We start from the raw sequence: 25778 nt of genomic DNA on the forward strand, positions 1-25778 counted from the left end.
GATACAGATGCCCAGAGCCACCATCGCGAACAGGAACCACGGTCGGCGATCTCACCCCTCGCGTTTAGGACCCGGCACGGTAGAGTTTGAGTGCACGCCTCTAAGACGAACGAAGGATCGCTCGAAGACATGAACTCCCTGTCCTGGACAGAACTCGACAACCGCGCAGTCGACACCGCCCGCCTCCTCGCCGCAGATGCAGTGCAGAAGGCCGGACACGGTCACCCCGGAACCGCGATGAGTCTTGCTCCCGTTGCACACTACCTCTACCAGTACGGTCTCAATCATGATCCTGCCGATCCGAGCTGGGCCGGCCGCGATCGCTTCGTTCTCTCCTGCGGGCACAGCTCGCTGACCCAGTACGTCCAGCTCTACCTCTCGGGCTTCGGCCTCGAACTCGACGATCTGAAGGCGCTGCGCACCTGGGGTTCACTGACTCCCGGCCACCCGGAGGTCGGACACACTGCAGGCGTCGAGATCACGACGGGGCCGCTGGGATCCGGCCTCGCTTCGGCGGTGGGAATGGCCATGGCCTCTCGCCGCGAACGCGGCCTCTTCGATCCTGATGCTGCTCCCGGCGCCTCGCCCTTCGATCATTCCGTCGTCGTCCTGGCATCCGACGGCGACCTCGAGGAAGGCGTCTCGGGTGAGGCGTCGTCCCTTGCCGGAACCCAGGAACTGTCCAACCTGGTCGTGATCTGGGACGACAACCGGATCTCCATCGAAGACGACACCGCGATCGCCTTCAGCGAGGACACCGCAGCCCGCTACGCCGCGTACGGCTGGCACGTCCAGCACGTCGACTTCAGAGCCGGCGACGAGTACAAGGAAGACGTGGAAGCCTTCCACGCCGCCATGGAAGCGGCAAAGACTGATCCCCGCCCCTCCTTCATCCGTCTCTCGACCATCATCGCCTGGCCCGCACCGAACGCGCAGAACACCGGCGGCTCCCACGGTTCCGCACTCGGCGCCGACGAGATCAAGGCGACGAAGGAGATCCTCGGATTCGATCCCGAAGAGACCTTCGCAGTGCCCGCCGAGGTGCTCAACCACACCCGCTCGGCATTGGACCGCGGCCGCGGAGCCCATATCGAGTGGGACGAGTCCTATAACGCCTGGCGCGAGGCGAACCCGGCCAACGCCGAACTCTTCGACCGCCTGGCCAAGCGCGAACTTCCCGCCGGACTCGACAACCAGTTCCCTGTCTTCGAAGCCAGCGCCAAGGGCATCGCGACTCGCGCCGCCTCCGGGCAGGTCCTCAACGCCATCGCGGCAACCATGCCCGAACTGTGGGGCGGATCCGCCGACCTCGCCGGATCGAACAACACACTGATCAAGGGCGACCCGAGCTTCCTGCCCGAACATCGTTCGACCGGAGCATTCTCCGGTAACGTTTACGGGCGCAACATCCACTTCGGCGTCCGCGAATTCTCCGCCGGACTCATCGGCAACGGCATCGCCCTGCACGGCGGCACGCGCCCCTACAGCGGCACCTTCCTCGTCTTCAGCGACTACCAGCGTCCGGCCATACGGCTGGCCGCTCTGCAGCAGCTGCCTAACGTGTTCGTGTGGACCCACGATTCGATCGGCCTCGGCGAAGATGGACCGACGCACCAGCCGATCGAGCATCTCTCCGCCTTGCGTGCGATTCCCGGTCTTGATCTGGTGCGCCCAGCAGACGCGAATGAGACCTCGGTCGTGTGGCGCAGGATCCTCGACCGCACGGACGGTCCCAGCGGACTCGTGCTCACCCGTCAGGCCGTTCCGGTCCTCGACCGTGAGAAGTACGCCCCTGCCTCCGAGGCGGCTCGTGGCGGCTACGTTCTCTTCGACACTGCGGTTGAGCCCGAGGTGGCCATCCTCGCCAGCGGTTCCGAGGTCGCCATTGCGATCGCAGCAGCCGAAGAGCTGCAGGCCGCAGGCACCGCCGCACGAGTCATTTCGATGCCGTGCCAGGAATGGTTCGACGCTCAGCCCGAGGACTACCGCAGAGCGGTCCTCCCCCGTGCCCTCAAGGCTCGCGTGAGCATCGAAGCCGCCTCGGCGATGAGCTGGCACAAGTACCTCGGCGATGCCGGTCGTGCCGTGTCGATCGAGCACTTCGGCGCTTCGGCCGATTACGCGACATTGTACGAGAAATTCGGAATCACCCCGGCTGCGGTCGTCACCGCCGCGAAGGAATCGATCGCAGCGGCGAAGGCGGACGCATGAGCAGCAATTTGGCACAGCTGAGCGAGCACGGAGTCTCCATCTGGCTCGATGACCTGTCACGGACACGTCTCGAGTCCGGCGACCTGGCACGCCTTATCGAGGACTCGAACGTCACCGGAGTGACGACGAACCCGACGATCTTCGCAAATGCCATCGCCGGGGCGGACAGCTATGACTCCGCCGTCGCAGAGCTCGGCGAGGCCAAGGTCTCCGCCGATGAGGCGATCGAGTCCCTGACCACCTCGGACGTCGCAGCCGCGGCCAGACTCTTCCGTCCTGTCTACGACGCTACCAACGGCGAGGACGGGCGCGTGTCGATCGAGGTCGCTCCCCCGCTGGCACACGATGCCGAGGGCACCGTCGCGGCGGCGAAGACTCTGTGGGAGCGCGTGGGCGAACCCAATGCGATGATCAAGATCCCCGCGACCGAAGCCGGTCTGCGCGCGATCTCCGAGACCATCGCAGCAGGCATCAGCGTCAACGTCACCTTGGTGTTCTCCCTGACCCGCTACCGCCACGTCGTCGAAGCCTTCCTCCAGGGCCTGGAGAAAGCTCGTGCCGCCGGGCATGATCTCAGTCAGATCAAGTCGGTGGCCTCGATCTTCGTCTCTCGCGTGGATGCGGAGATCGACGCACGGCTGGACGCCCTCGATGATCCGGCCGGGGCAGAGCTCAAGGGGCGGGCGGGAATCGCGAACTGCGTGCTGGCCCATGAGATCCACTCGCAGCTGTTCACGTCCGAGCGCTTCCGGGTCCTCGAACTCGCGGGCGCCACACCGCAGCGACTGCTGTGGGCGTCGACCGGAGTCAAGAACCCCGACTACCCCGACACGATGTACGTGGCTGGACTCGTTGCCCAGAACACTGTGAATACGATGCCTGAACCTACGATGCGGGCCTTCGCCGACCATGGTGAAGTGACTGCCGAGATCTCACCGGAGAACTACCGGGCCGCCGACGAGGTCTTCGACCGTCTGGCACGGCTCGGAATCGACTATGCGGAGGTGATGACCGTGCTTGAGACGCAAGGTCTTGAGAAGTTCGACGTCAGTTGGGCGGAGCTGCAGGATACGATTCGCACTGCCTTGGACCGCGCATGAGACTCCAGCACAGCGTTCCGGTCGCTGAGGACTATGAGGCCGAGGTAGGGCGCCTCCTCGAAGCGCGTGTCCCCTCCCGCCTGGCGGCTAAGGATGCATCGTTGTTCACCGACGACGAGCAGCCTGTGCCGCGCATGGGCTGGGTGGACCTGCCGCAGCGGGCTGCGGAGCTCGTCGATGAGATCGAGGCTCTGCGGACCCGACTGGAGGCGCAGGGTCTGCGCTCGATCAGCCTCACGGGTATGGGCGGTTCCTCGCTGGCCCCGGAGGTCATGGCCCAGTCCGCAGGGGTCAGGCTCGAGGTCGTGGATTCCACCGATCCCAATCAGGTCGCCGAGGCGATCGGGACCGATCTGTCCCACACCGTCCTGATCGTCGCTTCCAAATCAGGCACGACGATCGAGACAGATGCGATTCGCCGCGCATTCTCAGCGGCCTTCGAATCGGTGGGCATCGATCCAGCGTCTCGTCTGATCGCCATCACCGATCCGGGGACCGAGCTCGACGCTTTGGCCACCGAGCAGGGCTTTCTGGCCACCTTCCACGCGGATGCGACCGTCGGCGGGCGCTACAGTGCGCTGTCGGCCTTCGGCCTCGTCCCTGCCGGTCTTGCCGGTGTCGACGTCCGCGCGATCGCGGAGTCGGCGGCAGAGGCTGTCGGCGGTCTGGGAACCGATGCTCCTGACAATCCGGCACTGCAGTTCGGAACCTGGCTGGGCATCGGTCATGCCAGGGCAACAGAGAAGCTGGTCCTCGCCGAGACCACCCCTGCGTTGTCAGGGATGAGCAAATGGGTCGAACAGCTCGTGGCCGAGTCCTTGGGCAAGGACGGTCAGGGCATCCTGCCCGTCGTCGTCGACGGTGCCGCTGACGTCGGCTTCTTCGACGCGCGTGCAGACGCCATGCTGTGCACTTTGGGTCCCGCCACCGAGGTCGAGGCACCATCCGGTTTCAACTCGGAACTCGAAGGTGACCTTGGTGAGCTGTTCGTCTTCTGGGAGTTCGCCACTGCGATCGCCGGCTACAGCATCGGAGTCGATCCCTTCGACCAGCCGGATGTTGAGGCCGCTAAGGAACATGCCAGACAAGCCCTCTCGCACGGTTCCTCGGCAGCACCTCCACAGCCTGCGTTCCGCGAGGAACAGGTCGAGGTCTTCGGTGAGTTCGAGGAGGCGACTGATCTTTTCGGCGCTATCGGAGAGCTCTTCGCACAGGTCGACGAGTACGGATTCGTCGGCGTCCAGGCGTTCCTCGACCGTATCGCCGACGCCGATGCCGAAGGTCTCCGAGCCCTCGTCTCACAGCATTCGGGTGTGCAGACGACGTTCGGATTCGGACCGCGCTATCTGCATTCGACAGGCCAGTACCACAAGGGCGGTCACCCCAACGGCGTGTTCCTGCAGATCACAGCCGAACCCCGGACGGATCTGCTGGTTCCCGGTCGCCCCTATGGCTTCACTGAGCTGCAGCGGGCGCAGGCCCTCGGCGATGCCGCGGCTCTGCGGGAGAAGGGACGCCCCGTGCTCAGGGTTCACCTGCTCGACCGCGCACAGGGCCTTGATCAGCTGCGTCGCGCGATCGCAGACGTGGAGCCCCGGCACCACTACGGAGTCGACTGACTTCCAACCCGCACCGGTCTCAGCCCTGAACTGACCTCAGACCTGCGCCGACTTCTGACTGGAGGTCATTCCTCTGGGCACGACGAAGGGCCCTGACCAATCGGTCAGGGCCCTTCGCTTTGGCAGATGAACTTGCGCGTCGTGGTGGCTGGATCGCCGAGGTGGACTCAGACGACGGTCCGTCCACAGCGCTCAGACAGTGCCTGCGCAGCCAAGAGGTGGCTCGCGCAGGCAGACTCGGCTGAGGTCTCAGTCAGGCGTTGAAACGGGTGATGAGGCCCAACAGGATGATGCATGCGCCCCAGATGATCGCCATCAGAGTCGTGAACCGGTTGAGGTTGCGCTCAGCCACGCCCGAGGATCCCAGCGACGAGGACATGCCGCCACCGAACATGTCTGACATGCCTCCGCCCTTGCCTTTGTGCATGAGGATGAGGAGTGTCAGGAAGATGCTCGTGAGGACGAGCAGCACGATGAGTATGATGTTGAGGATTTCCACGTCGAGAACTACCTATATTTCGTCAGAGGATTTGTTGGTCAGTCTACTTTGCTACTGCGGCCTTGCACAAAGCGGCGAAATCAGGCCCGTTGAGGCTCGCTCCCCCGACAAGTGCGCCGTCGACATCCTCGGAGGCCAGGATCTGCGCGACGTTGTCGGTCTTGACCGAACCGCCGTAGAGGATCCGGGTGCTCGACGCCAATGCGGAGCCGTGCTTCTCTTCCAGGCGGGCGCGGATGGCCGCGGCCATCTCGGCTGCGTCCTCTGCCGTCGCGGTCTCCCCTGTGCCGATCGCCCAGACAGGTTCGTACGCGATGACGAGCCCTTCGAGTGCGGTGGCATCGAGGCCGGCCAGGGACTCCTCGAGCTGCGTCAGGGTGAAGTCCACGTGGGTCTTCTCCTGACGCTGTTCCAATGACTCACCGATGCACAGGATGGGTGTGATCTCCTGCGCCAGTGCGGCCTTGACCTTGGCTGCGACCACGTCGTTGGTCTCGCCGTTGTGGGCACGCCGCTCGCTGTGACCGACGACGACATATGTGCAGCCGAGTCGGGCCAGGAACGATGCTGCGATCTCTCCGGTGTGCGCTCCCGGTTCGTGCTGGGAGACGTCCTGTGCACCGTAGGTCAGCCACAGTTTGTCACCCTGGATGAGGGTCTGCACGGATCGGATGTCGGTGAAGGGCGGAATGACGACGACATCGCACTGCGTCCCGTCGAGTTTGGCATCCTCAAGTGCCCAAGCAAGCTTCTGGACACTCGAAATCGCCTCGAGATGATCGTGGTTCATCTTCCAGTTGCCGGCCAGCAGCAGGGTCCGATCGCTCATTGTCGTCTTCTTTCTCACGCGAGTGCTTCGAGTCCGGGCAGTGTCTTGCCTTCGAGATATTCGAGGCTGGCACCGCCTCCTGTGGAGATGTGCCCGAACTCGTCATCGGTGAATCCGAGTGTGCGCACGGCAGCAGCAGAGTCGCCTCCGCCGACGACAGTCAGCCGAGACGAGTCGGTGCCTGGCTTGTTGGTCAGTGCCGCTGCCACTGCCTTGGTTCCGGCGGCGAAGGCGGGGAATTCGAAGACCCCCATGGGGCCGTTCCAGAAGACGGTGGTCGAGCCTGAGATCACCTCAGCATAGGCCTTGGCCGATTCGGGACCGATGTCGAGGCCCAGCCCCTGCGCACCTGCTTGGGTCGACTCGAGCTCCGCGACGGGGCGCACCCAGTTCTCGGCGTCGGCGGCGAAGGATGCGGCCATCACGATGTCTGTGGGCAGGACGATGTTCGCTCCCCCGCCTTCGGCACGTTTGAGGTAGCCCTTGACGTCGTCGATCCGATCCTTCTCCACGAGACTCGATCCGATATCGTGGCCGAGCGCGGCGAGGAAGGTGAAGACCATCCCGCCGCCGATGAGCAGGTTGTCAGCACGATCGATGAGATTGTCGATGACGCCGAGCTTGTCTGAGACCTTCGATCCGCCGAGGACGACCGTGAATGGTGCTTGTGGCGAGTTCAGCAGTCGATCACTGACTTCGACCTCGGCCCGCACCAGGGATCCGGCGTAGTGCGGCAGCAGGGCTGCGATGTCATAGACCGATGCCTGTTTGCGGTGGACGACTCCGAAGCCGTCGGAGACGAAGTCATCCGCCAGTGCGGCCAGCTGCTCGGCGAAGGCCTTCCGCTCACCATCGTCCTTGGACGTCTCTCCGGAGTTGAAGCGCAGATTTTCGAGCAGGAGGACTTCACCGTCACCCAGTGCCGCCGCTTTGGTCGTCGCTTCGTCACCGACGGTGTCGGCAGCGAATACAACGTCGCGACCGATCGCCTCGGCGAGTTCCGGAGCCACCGGATGCAGCGAGAACTGCGGGTCGGGAGCGCCCTTGGGCCGCCCCAGGTGGGACATGACGATCACCCGTGCCCCCGCCTCGGCGAGGGACTTGATCGTGCCGGCCGAGGCCAGGATGCGCCCACGGTCGGTGATCGTGCCCTCGTCCATCGGCACGTTCAGGTCGCTGCGAACGAGGACCGTGCGGTGGGAGAAGATCTGCGGGTCGTCGTATGTCCTCATTTGTTCCTTTCACCGAGGATGTAGCTGACCATGTCCTTGAGGCGGTTGGTGTAGCCCCATTCGTTGTCGTACCAGGCCACGACTTTGATCTGGTTGCCAAGCGTCATTGTGAGCTGGGAATCCACGATCGCCGAGGCGGTGGTGCCGACGATATCGGTCGACACCAGAGGTGCCGTGGAGTATTCGAGGTACGGCGAGGACTCTGCGGCCTTCGCCAGGATCTCGTTGACTTCCTCGGTCGTGGCACCCTTCTTCGGGGTGAAGGTGAAGTCGATGATCGATCCAGCGGGGACGGGGACGCGAATCGCGAGTCCGTCGAGCTTGCCTGCCAGGTGCGGCATCACCTTGCCGACGGTGCGTGCGGCCCCGGTCGTCGTCGGGACGATGTTGACGGCCGCGGCACGGGCGCGACGCAGGTCGCGGTGCGGACCGTCGACGAGCATCTGATCGCCGGTGTAGGCGTGGACCGTGTTGAGCAGGCCGGATTCGACGCCGATGGCGTCATCGACGGCCTTGACGATGGTGGCCATGCAGTTCGTCGTGCAGGAGGCGTTGGAGACGACGGTGTGCTGGGACGGGTCGAAGTCGGTTTCGTTGACGCCCATGACGAAGGTTCCGTCGACGTCCTTGCCCGGTGCGGACAGCAGGACGGTCTTCACGGTCCCGCCGAGGTGGACCTCGGCCTGATCGCGTCGGGTGAAAATGCCTGTGGATTCGACGACGAGCTCTACATCGTGTGCCGACCAGTCGATCTCGGACGGATCGGATTGGCTGAGTACGGAGATGGTCTTTCCACCGACGGTCAGAGAGTCCTCGCCGGATTCGACGGTATTCTCGAAGCGCGGCCACACGGAGTCATAGGCCAGCAGATGAGCCAGGGTCTCGGTGTCGGTGAGATCGTTGATGGCGACGACTTCGAAGTCGGAGGAGGGTTCGAGGGATAGGCGGTACAGGGCACGACCGATACGGCCGAAGCCGTTGATGGCTATTCGTCTCATGCCTCGATCTTAGCGATCTTCGAGCATTTCCGGGGTGAGACTGGCCTCTGTGCCGGGAATTCCCAGATCTTCGGCATGTTTGTCGGCAGTCGAGAGCAGTCGCCGGATACGACCGGCGACGGCGTCCTTGGTCATCGGCGGATCGGCCAGCTGGCCCAATTCCTCCAGCGATGCCTGTTTGTGTGTCACACGCAGCTGACCGGCGTAGCGCAGGTGTTCGGGGACCTCGTCGCCGAGGATCTCGAGGGCGCGCTCGACTCGGGCGCCGGCGGCCACTGCCGCTCTGGCGGAGCGGCGCAGGTTCGCATCGTCGAAGTTGGCCAGACGGTTCGCTGTGGCACGGACCTCGCGCCGCATTCGACGCTCCTCCCACACGAGGACGGCACTGTGGGAGCCCATGCGGGTGAGCAGGGCCGCAATGTCGTCACCGTCGCGGATGACGACGCGGTCGACGCCGCGAACCTCGCGTGCCTTCGCACTCAGTCCCAGCCTTCGGGCCGCGCCGACCAGGGCGAGTGCCGCCTCTGGTCCTGGGCAGGTGACTTCGAGGGCAGAGGAACGACCGGGCTCGGTCAGGGATCCGTGGGCGAGGAACGCTCCACGCCAGGCGGCTTCGGCATCGGCAACGGAGCCGTTGACGATTGCAGAGGGCAGTCCACGCACTGGTCGTCCGCGGTTGTCGACGAGACCGGTCTGGCGGGCCAGAGCGCCCCCGTCTCGGGTGACTCGCAGGAGATAGCGGTTCGAGCGGCGGATTCCGGCGGCGTTGATGACGACGATGTCAGCGTATTGGCCGTAGAGGTCCTTGATCTCACTGCGCAGACGCTTCGCTGCCTGTGCGGTGTCGAGTTCGGCTTCGAGCACGATCGAACCGTTGACGAGGTGAAGTGCGGAGGAGAAGCGGAAAATCGCCGAGACTTCGGCTTTGCGAGCAGAAGTACGGGTGATCTTCACCCGTGCCAACTCGTCCTTGACCTGAGCGGTCAGTGCCATTGTTCGTCCTCCTGCAACTGAATTTGCTACCACTGCTCGTCCACGCCGATCCCGGCGTCCACCAACATGTCACGGTAACACGCGGCGAGCTTGAGGGTGTCATGCTGTCCTGCCCGCCGTGAGTGCAGCGGACGGGCCCACAATTTGGCGTTGAACATCTCACGTGCACACCGCTCGAGATCAGGTTCCACCAGTGTTGCGGCCTCGTCGACGAGCACATAGTTCAGTTCGAGCGAGGGGGCGTGCCTGTGCAGTGAAACGAGGTGTTCGCTGAGACTGAGATCTCTTGTTTCGCCGTCGCTGGAGCTGAGGTTCAACGTGAGGGACTTCACGGCTTCGGATCGTCCGATCGCTTCCGCAAGGGAGGGGACAAGAAGATGCGGCATCACCGATGTGTACCAGGAGCCGGGACCGAGATTGAGCACATCCGCCTCGGCGACGGCTTCGATCGTCTCGTGTCGGGCCGGTGGGACCGGAGGATCGAGCCGGACGGTCTCGACATGGCCCAGGGTGGAGGCGAGCACGGACTGACCGCGCACGACTTGGAAGGATCCGGGGAACTTCACATCGGCCTCGATCGTCAGGGGGACCGAGGACATGGGCAGAACCCGACCGTGGGCACGCAGCAGCTTGGCCATCCAGTCGAGTCCGGCGACATGATCTCCATGGATCTGCCACAGAGCCGAGATGAGCAGGTTGCCGACGGAATGTCCGCTGAGCTCTCCGTCGGAGTCGAAGCGGTGCTGGATCACGTCCCGCCAGGTCTTCCCCCAGTTCCCGTCGTCGCAGAGGGCGGCCAGGGCCATTCGCAGGTCTCCAGGAGGCAGGCCACCAAGTTCGTCGCGGAGCCTGCCGGAGGACCCTCCGTCATCGGCGACCGTGACGACTGCGGTCAGAGACTCGGTGAGCAGACGGAAGGCGCGCAGAGCAGAGTAGAGGCCGTGGCCTCCCCCGAAGGAGACGATCTTGGGTCCCTTGTCTTTGACGGCAGGGATGATCTGCGGGAGATCTTCAGTCTCCATCTCACTCTCTCCCCAGATCACGGTGACGCACGGTGACCGGAATGCCGGTCTGCGCGGCAAGGCTCTTGGCGACGCGTTCGCTGATCGCCACCGAGCGATGCTTCCCACCGGTGCAGCCGATGCCGATCATCGCGTAGCCGCGACCTTCGTGGAGGTAACCCTGTGAGACTGTGTCAAGGGTCGCGGTGTAGCGCTCGATGAACTCCTCTGCCCCGTTCTGCCCCACGACGAAGTCCGCGACGTCAGAGTCGAGTCCGTTGTGTCCGCGCAGGTGCGGAATCCAGTACGGGTTGGGCAGGAAACGGACATCTGCGATGTGGTCGGCGTCCTTGGGCAGTCCGTATTTGAAGCCGAAGCTCATCACGGTCAGGCGCAGCAGCGGAGTGTCATCGGTGCTGAAGCGCTTGCGGACCTGGGTGGAGAGCTGATGGACGTTGAGCTCTGAGGTGTCGATGATGATGTCGGCCCGGTGTTTGAGCGATTCGAGGGCCGAACGTTCGCCCTCGATCCCCTCCAGCAGCGTCCCTTCGCCCTGGAGCGGGTGGGGGCGGCGGGTGGACTCGAAGCGTCGGACGAGAACTTCGTCGGCTGCTTCGAGGTAGAGGATGCGCAGGGACAGCCCCTGGTCGATGAAGTCACTGATCGTGTCTTCGAGCTCCGCATACTTCGCCCGCCCCTTCGAATCGGTGACGATGGCAATCTTGGGCAGAGCCCCATCGGCACGGGCGACGAGTTCGACGAGGGGACGCATCATCTGCGGAGGTAGATTATCGACGACGTACCAATCCATGTCTTCGAGCACATTGGCCACTGTGGTCCGACCCGCTCCGGACATTCCCGTCACAAGGACGACCTCGATGGGATGGTCGGAGCCGTTCGATTCGGCCTGCGTACTCACACGTCCTCCTTGGGGCTGCGCGGTTGAAGACAGCTGTCGAGGACTACTCTAGAGCAGTTGTCCGCCAGTGGGCTCAGCGCCTGCCGACCCGTCGGTCTCCGGCCACCATGAGATCAGTCCGCGAGGGCGGCCGCGACCTTCTCCGCGAGAGCCCGGCCGATGCCCTGAACCTCGCACAGTTCTTCGATGCTGGCCGCACGCACCTTCTTCACGGAGCCGAAATGGCGCAGCAGCGCGGTCCTCTTGGACTCGCCCAGTCCGGAGATGTCATCGAGGACGGAGCTGGTCATCGCCTTGGCCCGCTTCGATCGGTGGTAGCTGATGGCGAAGCGGTGAGCCTCATCGCGCAGGCGCTGCATGAGGAACAGTCCCTCTGAGTTCCGGGGCAGGATGACGGGGAACGGATCGTCTGGGACCCAGACCTCTTCGAGTCGCTTGGCCAGACCGACTACCGAGATGTCGACGATGCCCAGATCGTGCAGGGCCCTGGTGGCCGCCGCGACCTGTGGGCTGGCCCCGTCGACGACGAGCAGGCTGGGACGGTACCCGAACCGCTCATCGGGTTCATCGGAGCTCATCTGTTCGAGATAACGGCTGAAGCGACGTGAGACGACGTCGTACATCGACGCCGTATCATCGCTTGCGGCCTCGCCATGAATGGCGAAGTGACGGTAGTCGCGCTTCTTCACGAGTCCGTCTTCGAACACCACGAGTGAGGCCACGACGTTGGAGCCTTGGGTGTGCGAGATGTCGATGCATTCGATGCGCAGAGGCGCTTCGGGCAGCGACAGGTACTCCTGGATCTCCTTGAGCGCCGTGCTGCGGGTGGTCAGATCGGAGGAACGCTTGAGCTTGTGCTGAAGTAGAGCCTCCTTCGCGTTCTTCGCCACGGTCTCGAGAACGGCCTTCTTCTCTCCGCGTTCCGGAACCCGCACGGTGACTCTGGATCCGCGCTGTTCACTCAGCCAGCTCTCGAGCGAGTCGATATCGGCAGGGACCGTGTCGACGAGGATCTCGCGGGGAATGGCATCCGCATCGAGACCCGTGTAGGCCTGACGCAGGTAGTCGGTCGTGAGTTCGGCCGGGCTGTGGTCGTCAGAGCGTTCGATGATCCAGCCACGCTGACCCCGGATGCGTCCCTGACGGACGTGGAAGACCTGCACCGAAGCTTCGAGCTCCTCTGTGACGAGAGCGAACACGTCGCAGTCTGCGTTGACGGAGAGCACGACTGCCGACTTGTCGAGCACCTTCTGCAGCGCCGTGATCTCATCCCGCAGGCGGGCCGCGCGTTCGTAGTCGAGTTCCTCGGCGGCCGAGGCCATCTCCTTCTGCCGGTAGCTGATGAATCGTCCCGTGTTGCCGGACATGAAGTCAGAGATGCTGCGGGCCAGGTCCTTGTGGCCCTCAACGCTGATCTGTCCCACACAGGGGGCGGCGCATTTGTCGATGTATCCCAGCAGGCAGGGACGGCCGCTGCGTTCGGCTCGTCTGTAAACTCCGGCAGTGCAGGTGCGCATCGGGAAGGCCCGCAGCAGCAGGTCGAGTGTGTCCTTGATCGCCCACACCTGGGCAAAAGGTCCGAAGTACTTCACGCCCTTACGACGTTTGCCGCGGGTGATGAAGGCCCGGGGCACTTCGTCGTTCATCGTGATCGCGAGGTACGGGTAGGACTTGTCGTCGCGGAACATGACGTTGAACCGCGGGTTGAATTCGTTGATCCACGTCCACTCCAGCTGCAGCGCCTCGACCTCAGTGTCGACGACGGTCCATTCCACTGAGGCAGCGGTGTGGACCATCGTCGAGGTCCGGGGATGCAGCTGCGCGGGGTTCGAGAAGTACGAGTTCAACCGATTGCGGAGGTTCTTCGCCTTCCCGACATAGATCACCCGCCGGTCGGGGTCGCGGAATTTGTAGACCCCGGCCGAGGTCGGAATGCTGCCCGTGGCCGGGCGGTAGGACGCTGGATCAGCCATCGAGCATCGCCTTGAGGAATCGCCCGGTATGACTCTTCTTATTGACCGCCACCTCTTCCGGCGTGCCCTGGGCGATGATCTTTCCACCGCCTCGTCCGCCCTCGGGACCCAGGTCGATGACATGGTCGGCGTTGCCGATGACATCGAGATTGTGTTCGATGACGATGACCGTGTTGCCCTTCTCGACGAGTCCCTGCAGCACATGCAGCAGCTTCGAGATGTCCTCGAAGTGCAGTCCGGTGGTCGGTTCGTCGAGAACGTAGGCGGTGCGACCGCGGGATCGCTTCTGGAGCTCAGCTGCGAGCTTGACTCGTTGGGCTTCACCACCGGAGAGCGTGGTCGCGGGCTGACCGAGGCGAACATAGCCCAGCCCCACCTCCACAAGGGTGTTGAGGTGCCGGGCGATGGCAGGGATCGCGGCGAAGAACTCGGCACCCTGTTCGATCGGCATCTCGAGCACCTCGGCGATGGACTTGCCCTTGAATGTCACTTCCAGCGTTTCGCGATTGTAGCGGGCTCCCCCGCAGACCTCGCAGGTGACGTAGACGTCGGGCAGGAAGTTCATCTCGATCTTGATCGTGCCGTCGCCGCTGCAGTTCTCGCAACGTCCTCCCTTGACGTTGAAGGAGAACCGCCCCGGCTGGTAGCCGCGGATCTTGGCCGATTCGGTCTCTGCGAACAGTCGCCGGATGCGGTCGAAGACCCCGGTGTAGGTCGCCGGGTTCGACCGTGGAGTACGGCCGATCGGTGATTGGTCGACGTGGACGACCTTGTCGAGGTTGTCCAGTCCGGTGACTCTCTTATGCCGGCCAGGCACCCGGGAGGCACCGTTGAGGACATTGGCCATCTGGGTGTAGAGGATCTCATTGACGAGGGTCGACTTGCCCGAACCGGAGACACCGGTGACGGCAGTGAGCACACCGAGTGGGAACGAGACAGAGACGTTACGGAGGTTGTTCTCGACGGCCTTCTCAACCGTGACAACACGGTCTTTGTCCACCGGCCTGCGGGTGGTCGGAACCTGGATGGCTCTGCGTCCGGCGAGATAGTCACCGGTGATGGAGCGATCTGCGTCTTTGAGCCCATCGACGGGGCCCGAGTAGATGACCTCTCCCCCGTGCTCGCCCGCACCCGGACCGATGTCGACGATCCAGTCGGCCGAATAGATAGTGTCTTCGTCGTGTTCGACGACGATGAGGGTGTTACCGAGCTCCTTGAGCTTGTTGAGAGTCTCAATGAGTCGTCGGTTGTCGCGCTGGTGGAGCCCAATCGAAGGTTCGTCGAGGACATAGAGGACACCGACGAGGCCGGAGCCGATCTGTGTGGCCAAGCGGATCCGCTGGGCCTCACCGCCGGACAGCGAGCCGGCGGGCCGGTCGAGGCTGAGGTAGTCGAGTCCGACGTCGAGGAGGAAGCCAAGACGTGCGTTGATCTCCTTCATCACCTGGGCCGCGACTGCCGCATCGCGAGAGTCCAGTTCCAGCTGTGAGAGGAATTCAGCGGATTCGTCGAGAGCCAGCTCGGAGACCTCGGCGATCGACTTTCCGCCGACCTTGACGGCGAGGATCTCCGGTTTGAGTCGGGCACCGTTGCAGCTCGCACAGGGAATTTCGCGCATGTAGGACTCGTAGCGTTCCCGCGACCATTCCGACTCTGTTTCCTCGTGCTTGCGCTGGATGTACTGGTAGACGCCTTCGAATCCGGTGGAGTAGGTGCGTTCGCGTCCGAACCGGTTCTTGTATTTGACGTGGACCTTGTAGTCCTTGCCGGTCAGGATCGCTGTCTTGTCCGACGTGCGCAGATCCTTCCACGTGGTCTTCATATCGAAGCCGAGTTCGTCGCCAAGACCTTTGAGGAGGCGGTTGAAGTACTTCGTCACCTGTTTTCCACCCGCCCAGGGGGCGATCGCTCCCTCGCCGAGGCTGAGGTCCTCATCGGGAACGACGAGTGTCTCATCGACCTGGAGCCGAGTGCCGATGCCGTCACAGGTGGGGCAGGCGCCGAAGGGCGAGTTGAATGAGAATGTGCGAGGTTCGATCTCGTCGATCGCCAGCGGGTGTTCGTTCGGGCACGACATGTGCTCCGAGAAGGTTCGGGTCACGCCTTCGTCGACCATCTCGACATCGATGCGCCCGTCAGCCAGGCCGAGGGCCGTCTCGACGGAGTCGGTCAGCCGCGGGCGCAGACCCGACTTCGACACCAAGCGGTCGACGACGACTGAGATCGTGTGCTTGTACTGCTTCTCCAAAGTGGGAGGTTCGCTGAGTGTGATCTGCTCACCATCGACGATGGCGCGAGAGAAGCCCTTGGCCTGCAGCTCGGTGAAGAGGTCGACGAACTCGCCCTTGCGGGAGCGGACGATGGGAGCCAGCACGAGGAACTTCGTCCGCTCCTCGAGTTCGAGCAGCTGGTCCACGATCTGCTGTGGAGTCTGCTTCGTGATGATCTCACCGCACACGGGGCAGTGCGGTACGCCGATTCGAGCCCACAGCAGACGCAGGAAGTCATACACCTCGGTGATGGTGCCGACCGTGGAACGGGGGTTGCGGGAGGTCGACTTCTGGTCGATCGACACCGCCGGTGACAGGCCCTCGATGAAATCGACATCGGGCTTGTCCATTTGGCCCAGGAACATTCGAGCGTATGAGGACAGGGATTCGACGTAACGGCGCTGCCCCTCGGCGAAGATCGTATCGAAGGCCAAGGACGACTTCCCCGACCCCGAGAGACCGGTGAAGACGATCATGGAGTCGCGGGGCAGGGCGACCTCCACGTTCTTGAGGTTATGGGCGCGTGCGCCCTTGACCCACAGAGTGTCGAGATGCGACACGCCTGCAGACTGCTCACCGCTGTTAGTTTTCATCACCTGTCCACTGTATTACTCGGCACTGACATTGCTTGAATGGGGACGGGCGCTGATCTCTCCGACCGCGAGGATCCGGAGCACGATCTCTCCGGCTTCGTCGCTGGCGGGCACGTCCACCTCGGCGTCGATGGCCCAGTCCCTGTTGTCATCGGGATCGGCCAAGGTCTGACGGACGGTCCACGTCTGTGAACCAGGTTCGATCGCGATATATTCCTTGCCTCTGGCCTTCCCGTCGGTGAGGAGGTCGCCGTACTCCTCGTAGAAGTCTTCGATCGCGTCTTCCCAGGTGGTGGCGTCGAAGCCGCTGTCGGCATCGAGACGGCCCAGTTCAGCGTAGTCGGCACGTTCGGCCAGGAGCACCCGGTGGAACAGAGCGTTGCGCACCTCGGCAGTGAAGACTCGCTCGTTGTCTGAGAACTTGCGATCGAGGTCGGGCAGCTCTTCGTCGGCGAAGTCCGCCGGGGACAACCCCTGCAGGGTGCGCCATTCGTCGAGCAGGGACGAGTCTGTGCGGGCGATCGTCTCCCCCAGCCATTCGATGATGGTCGAGAGCTCCTCCGTCCTGTTGTCGGCGGGCACATTGTGCGTCAGCGCGCGGAACACATCGGTGAGGTAGCGCAGGAGGCTGCCCTCCACCCTGGTGAGACTGTAATAGCTGACGAACTGGGTGAAGCCCATCGCCTGTTCGACCATGTCGCGCACGATCGACTTCGGTTCGAAGTTCCCCGCTCGCAGCCACGGGTGCACCTCGATGAAGTGCTCGAAGGCGGGATCGAGGACGTCTGCCAGCGGCTTCGGGCCCTCGATCTCGTCAAGGATGGCCATGCGTTCGGGGTATTCGAGTCCATCAGCCTTGAGTTCGGCCAGGGTATCCTTCTTGAGCCGATCGAGTTGGCCTTTGAGGACGGGAAACGGCACCGGCGTGGTGGATTCGACGAGCGAGACCACATCGAGGGCATAGGTCTCTGACTCCGGGTCGAGCAGTTCGAGTCCGGCGAGCACGAAGGGTGCCAGAGGCTGGTTGAGGGCGAACTGGGGCCCCAGATCGGTGGTCGGGACCAGTTCGTCTCCCTTCGCTTCGATGAGGCCGGCATCGATGAGAGAGCGACCGATGCTCAACGCTGTGAGTTTGAGGTCGAGGTGACGTTCCCGGCTTTCGTGGGTTTTGTCGATGAAGCGGCTGATCGTGGCCACGTCCGATCCCGGGCGGGCGACGAGGTTGAGGATCGTCGAATGGTCGATCTTCATCCGTGAGCGCAGAGATTCGGCCTGGGATTCGATGAGTTTGGTGTAGGTCTCCTCCGACCAGCCCACGAACCCGGCCGGGGCTGATTTCTTCTTGACCTTCTTCTTTTTCTTGTCGGCATTGGCTGCCTTGGCCTCTGCTCGCATGTTCTCGATGACATGTTCGGGAGCCTGAGCGATGACGTAGCCGCGGGTGTCGAACCCCGCGCGACCCGCACGGCCTGCCAGCTGCTGGAATTCGCGGACGCTGAGTTTGCGCATCTTCCGGCCGTCGAATTTCGTCAGGCCTGTCAGCAGCACGGAGCGGATGGGAACGTTGATGCCGACGCCGAGCGTGTCGGTACCTGAGATGACCAGCAGCAGCCCCTTGAGCGCGAGCTGTTCGACCAGCCGGCGATATTTGGGCAGCATGCCGGCGTGGTGGACACCGACGCCGTGCAGGAGCAGTTTGCGCAGGCTCTGTCCGAATCCTTTCGCGAAGGTGAACCCCTTGATGGCTGCTGCGACCGCGGCCTTCTGCTCCTTCGACGCCAGATCGACGGACAGCAGGCCCGTGGCCAGATCGATGGCGCCCGCCTGGGAGTAGGACACGACATAGACGGGGGCTTTGTCGTTGCGCACCAGGGAGCGCAATGTGTCGGAGAGCGTCTCGGTGGAGTACTCGTACTCCAGCGGAACCGGTCGGGTCGCCGAGGTGACGACGGAGCTGTCGCGGCCGGTGGTCTCTTCCATGGTGCGACAGATTTCACTCGTGTCGCCCAGTGTCGCCGACATGAGAACGAACTGCGCCTGTGGCATCTCGAGCAGGGGCACCTGCCATGCCCATCCGCGTGAGGGATCGGCGACATAATGGAATTCGTCCATCACGACCATGCCAGCGTCGACCATTCCGCCTTCGCGCAGAGCCTGGTTCGCCAGGATCTCGGCCGTCGCACAGATCACGGGCGCATCCCCGTTGACGGTGGAATCGCCGGTGATCATCCCGACGTTCTCCGCGCCGAAAGCGTCGATGAGGGAGAAGAACTTCTCGCTCACCAGCGCCTTGAGCGGGGCCGTGTAGTAGGCCCTGATCCCGCGGGTGAATGATTGGTAGAGGGCGAACAGTGCCACGAGGGACTTGCCCGAACCTGTGGGAGTGGCCACGATCGTGTTGTCGCCGGCCAAAATATTGAGGATGGCTTCGTCCTGGGCCGGATACGGTTCGATTCCCAGCTCTTCGCAGTAGTGGCCGAATGCCTCATACACTGCGTCTTCATCAGCGAACTCCGCTGGGATCTCCTGCAATCGCACCACAAGTATGCACAGACCTTTCCGTTTAGACTGATGTCCATCCTATTGATCGAACCTCAGGAGTTTCAGATGCCGGTTTTCGCTGTCAGCTATGTCTATGGACCAGATACCGACGCCCGGATGGAGTCACGACCTGCACACCGTGCGTGGCAGGCCGATCTGTACGAAGCCGAAACCATTTTGGCCTCCGGCCCCTTGGACAATGATCCGGTTCCCGGAGGTCTGCTGTTGATGCAGGCCGCCGACCGCAAGGAAATCGATGCCCTTCTGGCGAACGATCCCTATGCGTCGATCGGTGTCATCGACGAGACGATCGTTCGGGAGTGGACCCCAGTCTTCGGTCCGTTCTCCCAAGACTGAGTCTAATCTCAGAGGCTTAAGTCTTCGAGGCTTGAGCCTTCGAGGCTTGAGCCTCGGGCCACATGGCCCGCGTGCGCGGGTGTCCCCATTCGGGAGGACACCCGCGCACAGTTGCACCTGCGGCAACCGGAACGGTCACTCAGTCCTGCGAGTCGTCTGACTCCGCGGAGCTGGAGTTGCGAATAGGGATGCCGTCCTTCTTCATCTTCGCCAAAGAAGCGAGCGTCGCCACCGCCATAGCGAAGACGATGAAGCTCAGCGACAGCCACGTCGGCACCTCGGGGATTGATTGACCCCAGGACAGGAATTCCCAGTCCGATTCGTGCAGAGCATGGATGAAGAGCTTCACACCGATGAAGGCGAGGATCGCCGCGATTCCGTAATGGAGGTAGACGAGCTTGTCGACGAGGCCTCCGAGCAGGAAGTAGAGCTGGCGCAGACCCATCAGCGCGAAGACGTTCGCTGTGAAGACGAGGAACGTATTCTGGGTGACGCCGAAGATCGCCGGAATCGAGTCGAGTGCGAACATGACGTCCGTGGACCCGATCGCGATGAAGACGATGAACATGGGCGTCCAGTACTTCTTGCCCTCGATCGTCACGCGCAGGCTGTTGCCGTGGTACTCGTCGACGACGTTGATCCGTTTGCGCAGGAGTCGAATGAGACCGTTCTCTCCGTCGCCCTCATCTTCATTGCTGAATGCCTGTCGGTAGGCGACGATGAGGAGGAAGATGCCGAAGATGAAGAAGACCTCGACGAAGGCCGTGATGATTGCGGAACCGGCCAGGATGAAGATGCCGCGGAAGACGATGGCGATGATGATGCCCACCATCAGGACTTCCTGCTGGTACTTCCGTGGCACCGAGAAGCTGCCCATGATGATGATGAACACGAACAGGTTGTCGATGCTCAGCGAGTATTCGAGCAGCCAGCCGGTGAGGAACTCACTGCCGTGCGTTGAATCTCCGATGGCGAAGAGCGCACCGGCGAATACGATGGCGAGGCCGACGTAGAACGCGACCCAGATGCCCGCTTCCTTCATCGACGGTGTGTGAGGACGTTTGATGACGAGGAGGAGGTCGAAGATGAGGATCGCGACGACGACGATGCCTGAGGTGATCATGAACCACGGCGGGATGGCGGACTCACTGCCGGCTGCGGCTTGACCGCCGGCTGCGAGTGTGGAGGACAGGATATCCATGGATGCCTTTCAAAGGTGTCGGTGATGTACCCGTGCCGAAAGTCTCTCCCACGCTATGACCACTGAAGAAGTGGCGGCGTGCGCTCCGTGACCGGACCCTCTGAGGGATCGTGGTGACGAGCACGGATGGACGGGATACTCCCTTTCGCCAGCCACACCAGTATAGTCGTGCGGACGCATGTGCATGAGCACGCGGGTCGAATCAGGCGTGCCCGGCCTGCTTCATCTGCCGCAGTTCCTTCTTGAGATCCGAGAGTTCATCCCTGAGACGTGCCGCGAGCTCGAACTGCAGCTCCGCTGCCGCCGTGTGCATCTGCGAGGTCAGAGACTCGATGAGCTCGGTCAGGTCGGCTGCCGGTGGGCGCAGGGTACCGGACTTGCCTGCAGCCTGACGCTGTTCGTCGGTGAGCGTGGAGTTGTACCCGCGTTTGCCCTTGCCGTAGTCGAATTCGGTCAGCAGCTCACGCGTGTCCGCGTCCTCTCGCTGCAGCCGTTCGGTGATGTCGGCGATCTTCTTGACCAGCGGCATGGGGTCGATGCCGTGTTCCTTGTTGTGCGCGACCTGTATCTCGCGTCGACGATCGGTCTCGTCGATGGCCTCACGCATGGACCGTGTGATCGTGTCGGCATACATATGGACCTGGCCGTTGATGTTACGAGCCGCGCGACCGATCGTCTGGATCAGGGAGGTGGCCGAACGCAGGAAGCCCTCCTTGTCAGCGTCGAGGATGGCCACAAGGGAGACCTCGGGCAGGTCGAGGCCCTCACGCAGAAGGTTGATTCCGACGAGGACATCGAACTCGCCGGCCCTCAGCTCTGTCAGAAGCTCGACTCGGCGCAGGGTGTCGACGTCCGAGTGGAGGTACTGCACTCTCACATCGTGTTCGAGGAGGTAGTCCGTGAGATCCTCGGCCATCTTCTTCGTCAGCGTGGTGACCAGGACTCTTTCCTGAGCATCGACGCGAGTTCTGATCTCGTCGAGCAGGTCGTCGATCTGTCCCTTTGTCGGCTTGACGACGATCTCCGGGTCGACGAGACCAGTGGGTCGGATGATCTGCTGGACGTAGCCATTCGCATTTCCCAGCTCGAAGTTGCCCGGGGTCGCCGACAGATACACGGCCTGTCCGATGCGTTCACGGAACTCGTCGAATTTCAGTGGCCTGTTGTCCATCGCGCTGGGGAGGCGGAATCCGTGTTCGACCAGTGTGCGCTTGCGCGACATGTCGCCTTCGTACATTCCGCCGATCTGAGGGACCGTGACGTGGGATTCGTCGATGACGAGGAGGAAGTCCTCTGGGAAGTAGTCGAGCAGACAGTTCGGTGCCGACCCGGCGGGCCGTCCGTCGATGTGCCGGGAGTAGTTCTCGATGCCGGAGGTGAACCCCATCGACTCCATCATCTCGAGGTCGTAGGTGGTGCGCATCTTCAGACGTTGAGCCTCGAGAAGTTTGTTCTGCGATTCGAACTCGCTCAACCGTGTCTGCAGTTCGTTCTCGATCTCGCTGACGGCTCGCCCCATCCGGTTCTCTCCGGCGACGTAGTGCGAAGCGGGGAAGACGTGGATCGTCTCCTCTTCCCGGACGATCTCGCCCGTCAGAGGATGCAGCGTCTGGAGCGTCTCGATCTCGTCACCGAAGAACTCGATTCGCAGGGCGAGTTCCTCATACTGCGGGATGATCTCGACGGTGTCGCCTCGGACGCGGAAGGTACCACGGGTGAATGCCATGTCGTTGCGTGCATACTGCATCGATACGAAGCGCTTGAGGAGCTCGTCGCGGTCGCACTGCTCGCCCCGCTTGAGGGTCACCATCCGGTCGACGTACTCCTCCGGTGTGCCCAGGCCGTAGATGCAGGACACGGTGGAGACGACGACGACGTCTCGGCGGGTCAGCAGGGAGTTCGTCGCGGAGTGGCGCAGGCGTTCGACCTCATCGTTGACCGAGGAGTCCTTCTCGATGAAGGTGTCGGTCTGCGGGACGTAGGCCTCGGGCTGATAGTAGTCGTAGTAGGAGACGAAGTATTCGACCGCGTTGTTGGGCAGCAGCTGCCGGAACTCATTGGCCAGCTGCGCGGCCAGAGTCTTGTTCGGTGCCATGATCAGGGTCGGTCGCTGAACCTGTTCGATCAGCCAGGCTGTGGTCGCGGACTTGCCCGTACCGGTGGCACCCAGCAGCACGATGTCCCGCTCTCCCTGGTCGAGTCGCTCCGAGATCTCGGTGATCGCAGTGGGCTGATCGCCGGATGGAGAGTATTCGGAGACGACTTCGAACGGGGCGACTGTGCGGGTGACATCTGGCCTATGGCCGATGGCTGGCAGGGGACGTTCTGAGCTCATGGTCCAACACTAACCCTCGCCCATGACACAGTGCACCGTTGAGCCGAGACTCTGTTGTGAACTGCTCAGTCGTTGTGAAGTGCTCAGTCGAAGCTGGCTGGGACGAGTCGTCGGCGCATCGTCAGGAAGTACGGTTCCTTCGCGTCCGCATATCCCGCGGTGTGCCCGTCGCGGGCGTGGTCATCGGCCAGAGTTCGCTTCACCTGTGCGTACCTCTCGCGTTCGGCTGAGTCCGTGCGCATCAGTTCGACGAACGACCGTGCGAAGACGGCACCGAAGGAATCCTCGGCTCGGACATGAAGATTGACTGCCCGCCCCGGGTCCGTGTTCGCGTGGAATCGTTTGGACTCGAACTGCCCCTCGCCGAGGTTGTCGACCGCGTCATCGCCCGGATATCCCAGCTCGGCCAAGGTGGCAGACAGTTCACGTGCGGTGCCGAGATCGGGCACGAGGAGCTGGAGGTCGATGACGTCCTTGGCCGCCAGGCCCGGTACAGCTGTGGAACCGATGTGATCGATGCGGAACCGTGTGCCGATGCCGTGGTGCAGCTTCGCGATGATCCGCTGCGCCTGCATCGGCCAGTCCTGACCAGTCGGGTCGACGAGCTCGGCCGGCCCCCGTTCCGCACGACGCCGGGCTTCCAGATTGGCCGCGAACGGCAGGATCCGGTCGTCGACGAGGCGCGCAACTCGGTCCTGCGTCTGGCTGACCGAGCCTGCATTGCCGATGATCACGTCGCAGACTGCATAGCGATCTTCGTCGTCGGCCTGCCTGGCGATGCGCGATTCGGCATCCGCGCGGTCCATGCCGCGGGCACTCATCAGACGCTGCAGTCGGAGGTCGGATGGAACATCGACGAGGAGATTGAGGTGATAGGCAGGGGTCATCGCATTCTCGACCAGCAGCGGCACATCGTGGACGACCACCTCGGCGTCGGAATGCCTCGCGAAGTGCTCGAGTGTGCGGTCGCGGATCGCGGGATGCATGAGTGCGTTCAGCGCACCGGTCGACTCCTCGTCGACGAATGCCGATGCTGCCAGCTGCGCCCGGTCGAGCCCGCCGTCATCGGCGATGACATCGGCACCGAATCTCTCGGCCAGCTCCTCGAGCAGGGGCTCCCCCGGCGCGACGACCTCCCGGGCGATCTTGTCGGCATCGATGATCACCGCACCATGCGCGGCGAGGATCTCGGACACGGTTGACTTCCCTGCACCGATTCCACCGGTGAGACCAATTTTCAGCATGAGCTCAGCCTAACGATTCAGCGGGTAGACCAGTACCCCGTCGTCGGCGAAGGAGGGTGTGCCGAGACTGGCGTTGAGGAAGTCCTCGTAGTCTCCGGGTCCGCCGGGCAAGAGCGGCGCGTCCGGGGCAAGAACCACGTAGTCGACCGCTGAGCCACGCAGCTCATCGACGGCTGCGCTGACCTCACTGCTGTCAGGATCCGGGAAGGGTGCGCCCGAGTACACCGTCTCGTGCAGCAGCTCGTCGAGAGCGTCCTCGGGTGCCACATAGGTGACTGCCGCGTCAGGGCTCGAACCGATGAAGTAGCCGCCCGTCTCCCGATAGTGGAAACCGCTCACGGACTGCCACACCATGGCTTCATCGGCATGTGGTTCGGCCCAGGCCAGGGGGCGGGGCACGGTCTTGACGACGGCTCCGGCGGGAACCACCTCGGCGATGGAATCGGTGTAGAAGTCGGGCACGTAGACCTCACGTGAGTTCTGCACGCCGGGGATCGCGCAGACCGCGGCGACCACCAGCAGGCCCAGCAGAGCTTGGGCGAGGCGCCTCCGAATATGGTCGAGGGCCCATTGCAGTCCGCAGCCGAGGATCGCGAACAGTGCAATCGTCGAATGCAGGACCAGGCGCATGGGAAGGATGTTGTTGAGCACCGGTATGGCCTCGACGAGGGCGAAAGGACCGGTTTCGAAGACGGCCGACCCGTTGAGGAGGACCGGTGAACCCAGTGACAGAACGAAGACCAGGAGCCCCGTCGCCGAGGCGATGCGCAGAATCGTCGCATACCTGGGGCTGCGGACGAGGTAGATGACGATGATGACAGCGGCGATGAGCGCGGGAACTCCGACGTAGGCGCCGAGCTCTGCGGCATCGATGTCCATCACGCGCGGGATCGGCGATGAACCGGACCCGAGAAGGGTCGGAGCTGCTGGGATGATGGGATCGAGCAGGTCTGTGTTCCATACCCCGTGGGGTCTGATCGCACCGTCGGGAGCGTTCGGTCCGCGCATCGTGAGCAGGAGCGGCAGTGCGATGAGCAGGGCAAGTGCGGAGCCGAGCACACCTCCCAGCGCCACCCGGACCCAACTGGTCAGCGTCCAGGTCTTCCGTCCGAAGACGGCGATGCCCACCAGCAGACACAGCGCGGCGATGAAAGTGCCAGCCAGAACCTCAGTGGAAACGTAGAACTGGAATCCCAGGACGGCTCCCAGGCCGAGGCTCAGCGTCCAGAACTCACGATTGAAGAGTGCGGACGAGGGCGTGCGGGACAGCAGCCGGATGATGATGAGTGCCACCAGCGGTGGTGCCACAGCGAATGCGAGATTGGGATGGCCCGAGGTCTGGGCGATCACGTAGCTGGAGAAGCCCACACCGCCGGCTGCGACGAAGGCCGGGATACGGGTCAGGAAACGCGTGAAGAGTGCCGCGGTCGCGAGGCTGACCAGGACCGGGATGGAGATGATGAGCAGGTTGTAGCTGACGATGGGCCCGGCCGCCCAGGTGACAGGGGCCAGGATCAGGGCCAGTCCTGCCAGGGACGTGTTCCAGGCACCGTTGACACCCCCATTGAGGGTATTCATCGCCTCCGTGTAGAGGAACCCGTTCGCTGTTCCCGATGGGGTTCCGTCGGTGCCGAAGCCCAGCTGGGTGGCGACGATGTCCGCCGCATGCCCGAGCCACCAGATGAAGAGCGATGAGTCGTCGTTGCCGGCGGCTACCTGCCCTCCTGGATCGGCGGCGACCTGTCCGAACACGCAGATGCTGGCGACAGCGAGCAGAAGCGCGTACCACAGCCATGGTCGGGCTCGCTGTCGCAGAGTGGGTGCATACACAAAGGGCTCCCGATCAATCGACCGGGAGCCCTT

At 63.2% G+C, this 25778-nt stretch carries 18 protein-coding genes; 4 read left to right on the forward strand and 14 right to left on the reverse strand.

The features are described from left to right. Nucleotides 1–129 precede the first annotated feature (129 nt). Genes tkt through JFC13_RS06250 form a run of 3 tightly spaced genes read left to right on the forward strand, consistent with a single transcriptional unit; the run spans nt 130 to nt 4930 of the window. Nucleotides 130–2211: a transketolase gene (gene tkt / locus JFC13_RS06240; protein WP_198396244.1), complete on the forward strand. Its 2082-nt coding sequence runs from the start codon at nt 130–132 to the stop codon at nt 2209–2211. Then, nucleotides 2208–3311, forward strand: coding sequence for a transaldolase (gene tal, locus JFC13_RS06245; protein ID WP_198396245.1), 1104 nt, complete (start codon nt 2208–2210; stop codon nt 3309–3311). Before tkt ends, tal begins: the two co-directional genes overlap by 4 nt. Next, the gene (locus tag JFC13_RS06250; protein WP_198396246.1) at nt 3308–4930 is read left to right on the forward strand and encodes a glucose-6-phosphate isomerase; all 1623 of its coding nucleotides are present in this window, start codon (nt 3308–3310) and stop codon (nt 4928–4930) included. Before tal ends, JFC13_RS06250 begins: the two co-directional genes overlap by 4 nt. A 253-nt stretch (nt 4931–5183) precedes the next feature. Here the strand turns inward: JFC13_RS06250 and secG are convergent, their stop codons facing one another. The 10 genes from secG to JFC13_RS06300 form a co-directional block, all read right to left on the reverse strand. Beyond that, entirely contained in the window at nt 5184–5429 is a 246-nt protein-coding gene (secG, locus tag JFC13_RS06255) for a preprotein translocase subunit SecG (RefSeq protein ID WP_198396247.1), read from the reverse strand. A 43-nt stretch (nt 5430–5472) separates the two neighbouring features. Next, a complete protein-coding gene (gene tpiA / locus JFC13_RS06260; RefSeq protein ID WP_198396248.1) occupies nt 5473–6258 on the reverse strand; it encodes a triose-phosphate isomerase in 786 nt (261 codons plus the stop codon). Between the two features lie 14 nt (nt 6259–6272). Beyond that, entirely contained in the window at nt 6273–7490 is a 1218-nt protein-coding gene (locus JFC13_RS06265) for a phosphoglycerate kinase (protein ID WP_198396249.1), read from the reverse strand. Then, nucleotides 7487–8488 (reverse strand): type I glyceraldehyde-3-phosphate dehydrogenase, encoded by a 1002-nt coding sequence (gap, locus tag JFC13_RS06270; protein WP_198396250.1) that lies wholly within the window; start codon nt 8486–8488, stop codon nt 7487–7489. The genes JFC13_RS06265 and gap overlap by 4 nt, the downstream gene beginning before the upstream one ends. A gap of 9 nt (nt 8489–8497) precedes the next feature. After that, nucleotides 8498–9481, reverse strand: a complete 984-nt coding sequence (whiA, locus tag JFC13_RS06275) for a DNA-binding protein WhiA (RefSeq protein ID WP_009881375.1) — start codon at nt 9479–9481, stop codon at nt 8498–8500. 26 nt (nt 9482–9507) lie between these two features. Then, nucleotides 9508–10503, reverse strand: coding sequence for a gluconeogenesis factor YvcK family protein (locus JFC13_RS06280; protein ID WP_198396251.1), 996 nt, complete (start codon nt 10501–10503; stop codon nt 9508–9510). Nucleotide 10504: 1 nt separating this feature from the next. After that, a complete protein-coding gene (gene rapZ / locus JFC13_RS06285; RefSeq protein WP_198396252.1) occupies nt 10505–11401 on the reverse strand; it encodes an RNase adapter RapZ in 897 nt (298 codons plus the stop codon). A gap of 113 nt (nt 11402–11514) precedes the next feature. Next, nucleotides 11515–13374, reverse strand: a complete 1860-nt coding sequence (uvrC, locus tag JFC13_RS06290; RefSeq protein WP_198396253.1) for an excinuclease ABC subunit UvrC — start codon at nt 13372–13374, stop codon at nt 11515–11517. Then, nucleotides 13367–16237, reverse strand: coding sequence for an excinuclease ABC subunit UvrA (uvrA, locus tag JFC13_RS06295; RefSeq protein WP_198396254.1), 2871 nt, complete (start codon nt 16235–16237; stop codon nt 13367–13369). The genes uvrC and uvrA overlap by 8 nt, the downstream gene beginning before the upstream one ends. A 15-nt stretch (nt 16238–16252) precedes the next feature. Further along, nucleotides 16253–18778, reverse strand: coding sequence for a DEAD/DEAH box helicase (locus JFC13_RS06300; RefSeq protein ID WP_198396255.1), 2526 nt, complete (start codon nt 18776–18778; stop codon nt 16253–16255). A gap of 66 nt (nt 18779–18844) precedes the next feature. Between JFC13_RS06300 and JFC13_RS06305 the strand changes: the two genes are divergently transcribed. Next, complete coding sequence (locus tag JFC13_RS06305) at nt 18845–19135, forward strand: YciI family protein (RefSeq protein WP_198396256.1); 291 nt, start codon at nt 18845–18847, stop codon at nt 19133–19135. 139 nt (nt 19136–19274) lie between these two features. Here the strand turns inward: JFC13_RS06305 and JFC13_RS06310 are convergent, their stop codons facing one another. The 4 genes from JFC13_RS06310 to JFC13_RS06325 form a co-directional block, all read right to left on the reverse strand. Next, nucleotides 19275–20336 (reverse strand): TerC family protein, encoded by a 1062-nt coding sequence (locus tag JFC13_RS06310; RefSeq protein WP_198396257.1) that lies wholly within the window; start codon nt 20334–20336, stop codon nt 19275–19277. A 202-nt stretch (nt 20337–20538) separates the two neighbouring features. After that, nucleotides 20539–22671, reverse strand: coding sequence for an excinuclease ABC subunit UvrB (uvrB, locus tag JFC13_RS06315; protein ID WP_232488271.1), 2133 nt, complete (start codon nt 22669–22671; stop codon nt 20539–20541). Between the two features lie 83 nt (nt 22672–22754). Then, nucleotides 22755–23915, reverse strand: coding sequence for a dephospho-CoA kinase (coaE, locus tag JFC13_RS06320; RefSeq protein WP_198396258.1), 1161 nt, complete (start codon nt 23913–23915; stop codon nt 22755–22757). Nucleotides 23916–23924: 9 nt separating this feature from the next. Continuing rightward, nucleotides 23925–25745, reverse strand: coding sequence for a hypothetical protein (locus JFC13_RS06325; RefSeq protein WP_198396259.1), 1821 nt, complete (start codon nt 25743–25745; stop codon nt 23925–23927). Nucleotides 25746–25778 lie beyond the last annotated feature (33 nt).

The organism is Brevibacterium antiquum (assembly GCF_016107655.1).
GTDB lineage: Bacteria > Actinomycetota > Actinomycetes > Actinomycetales > Brevibacteriaceae > Brevibacterium > Brevibacterium antiquum.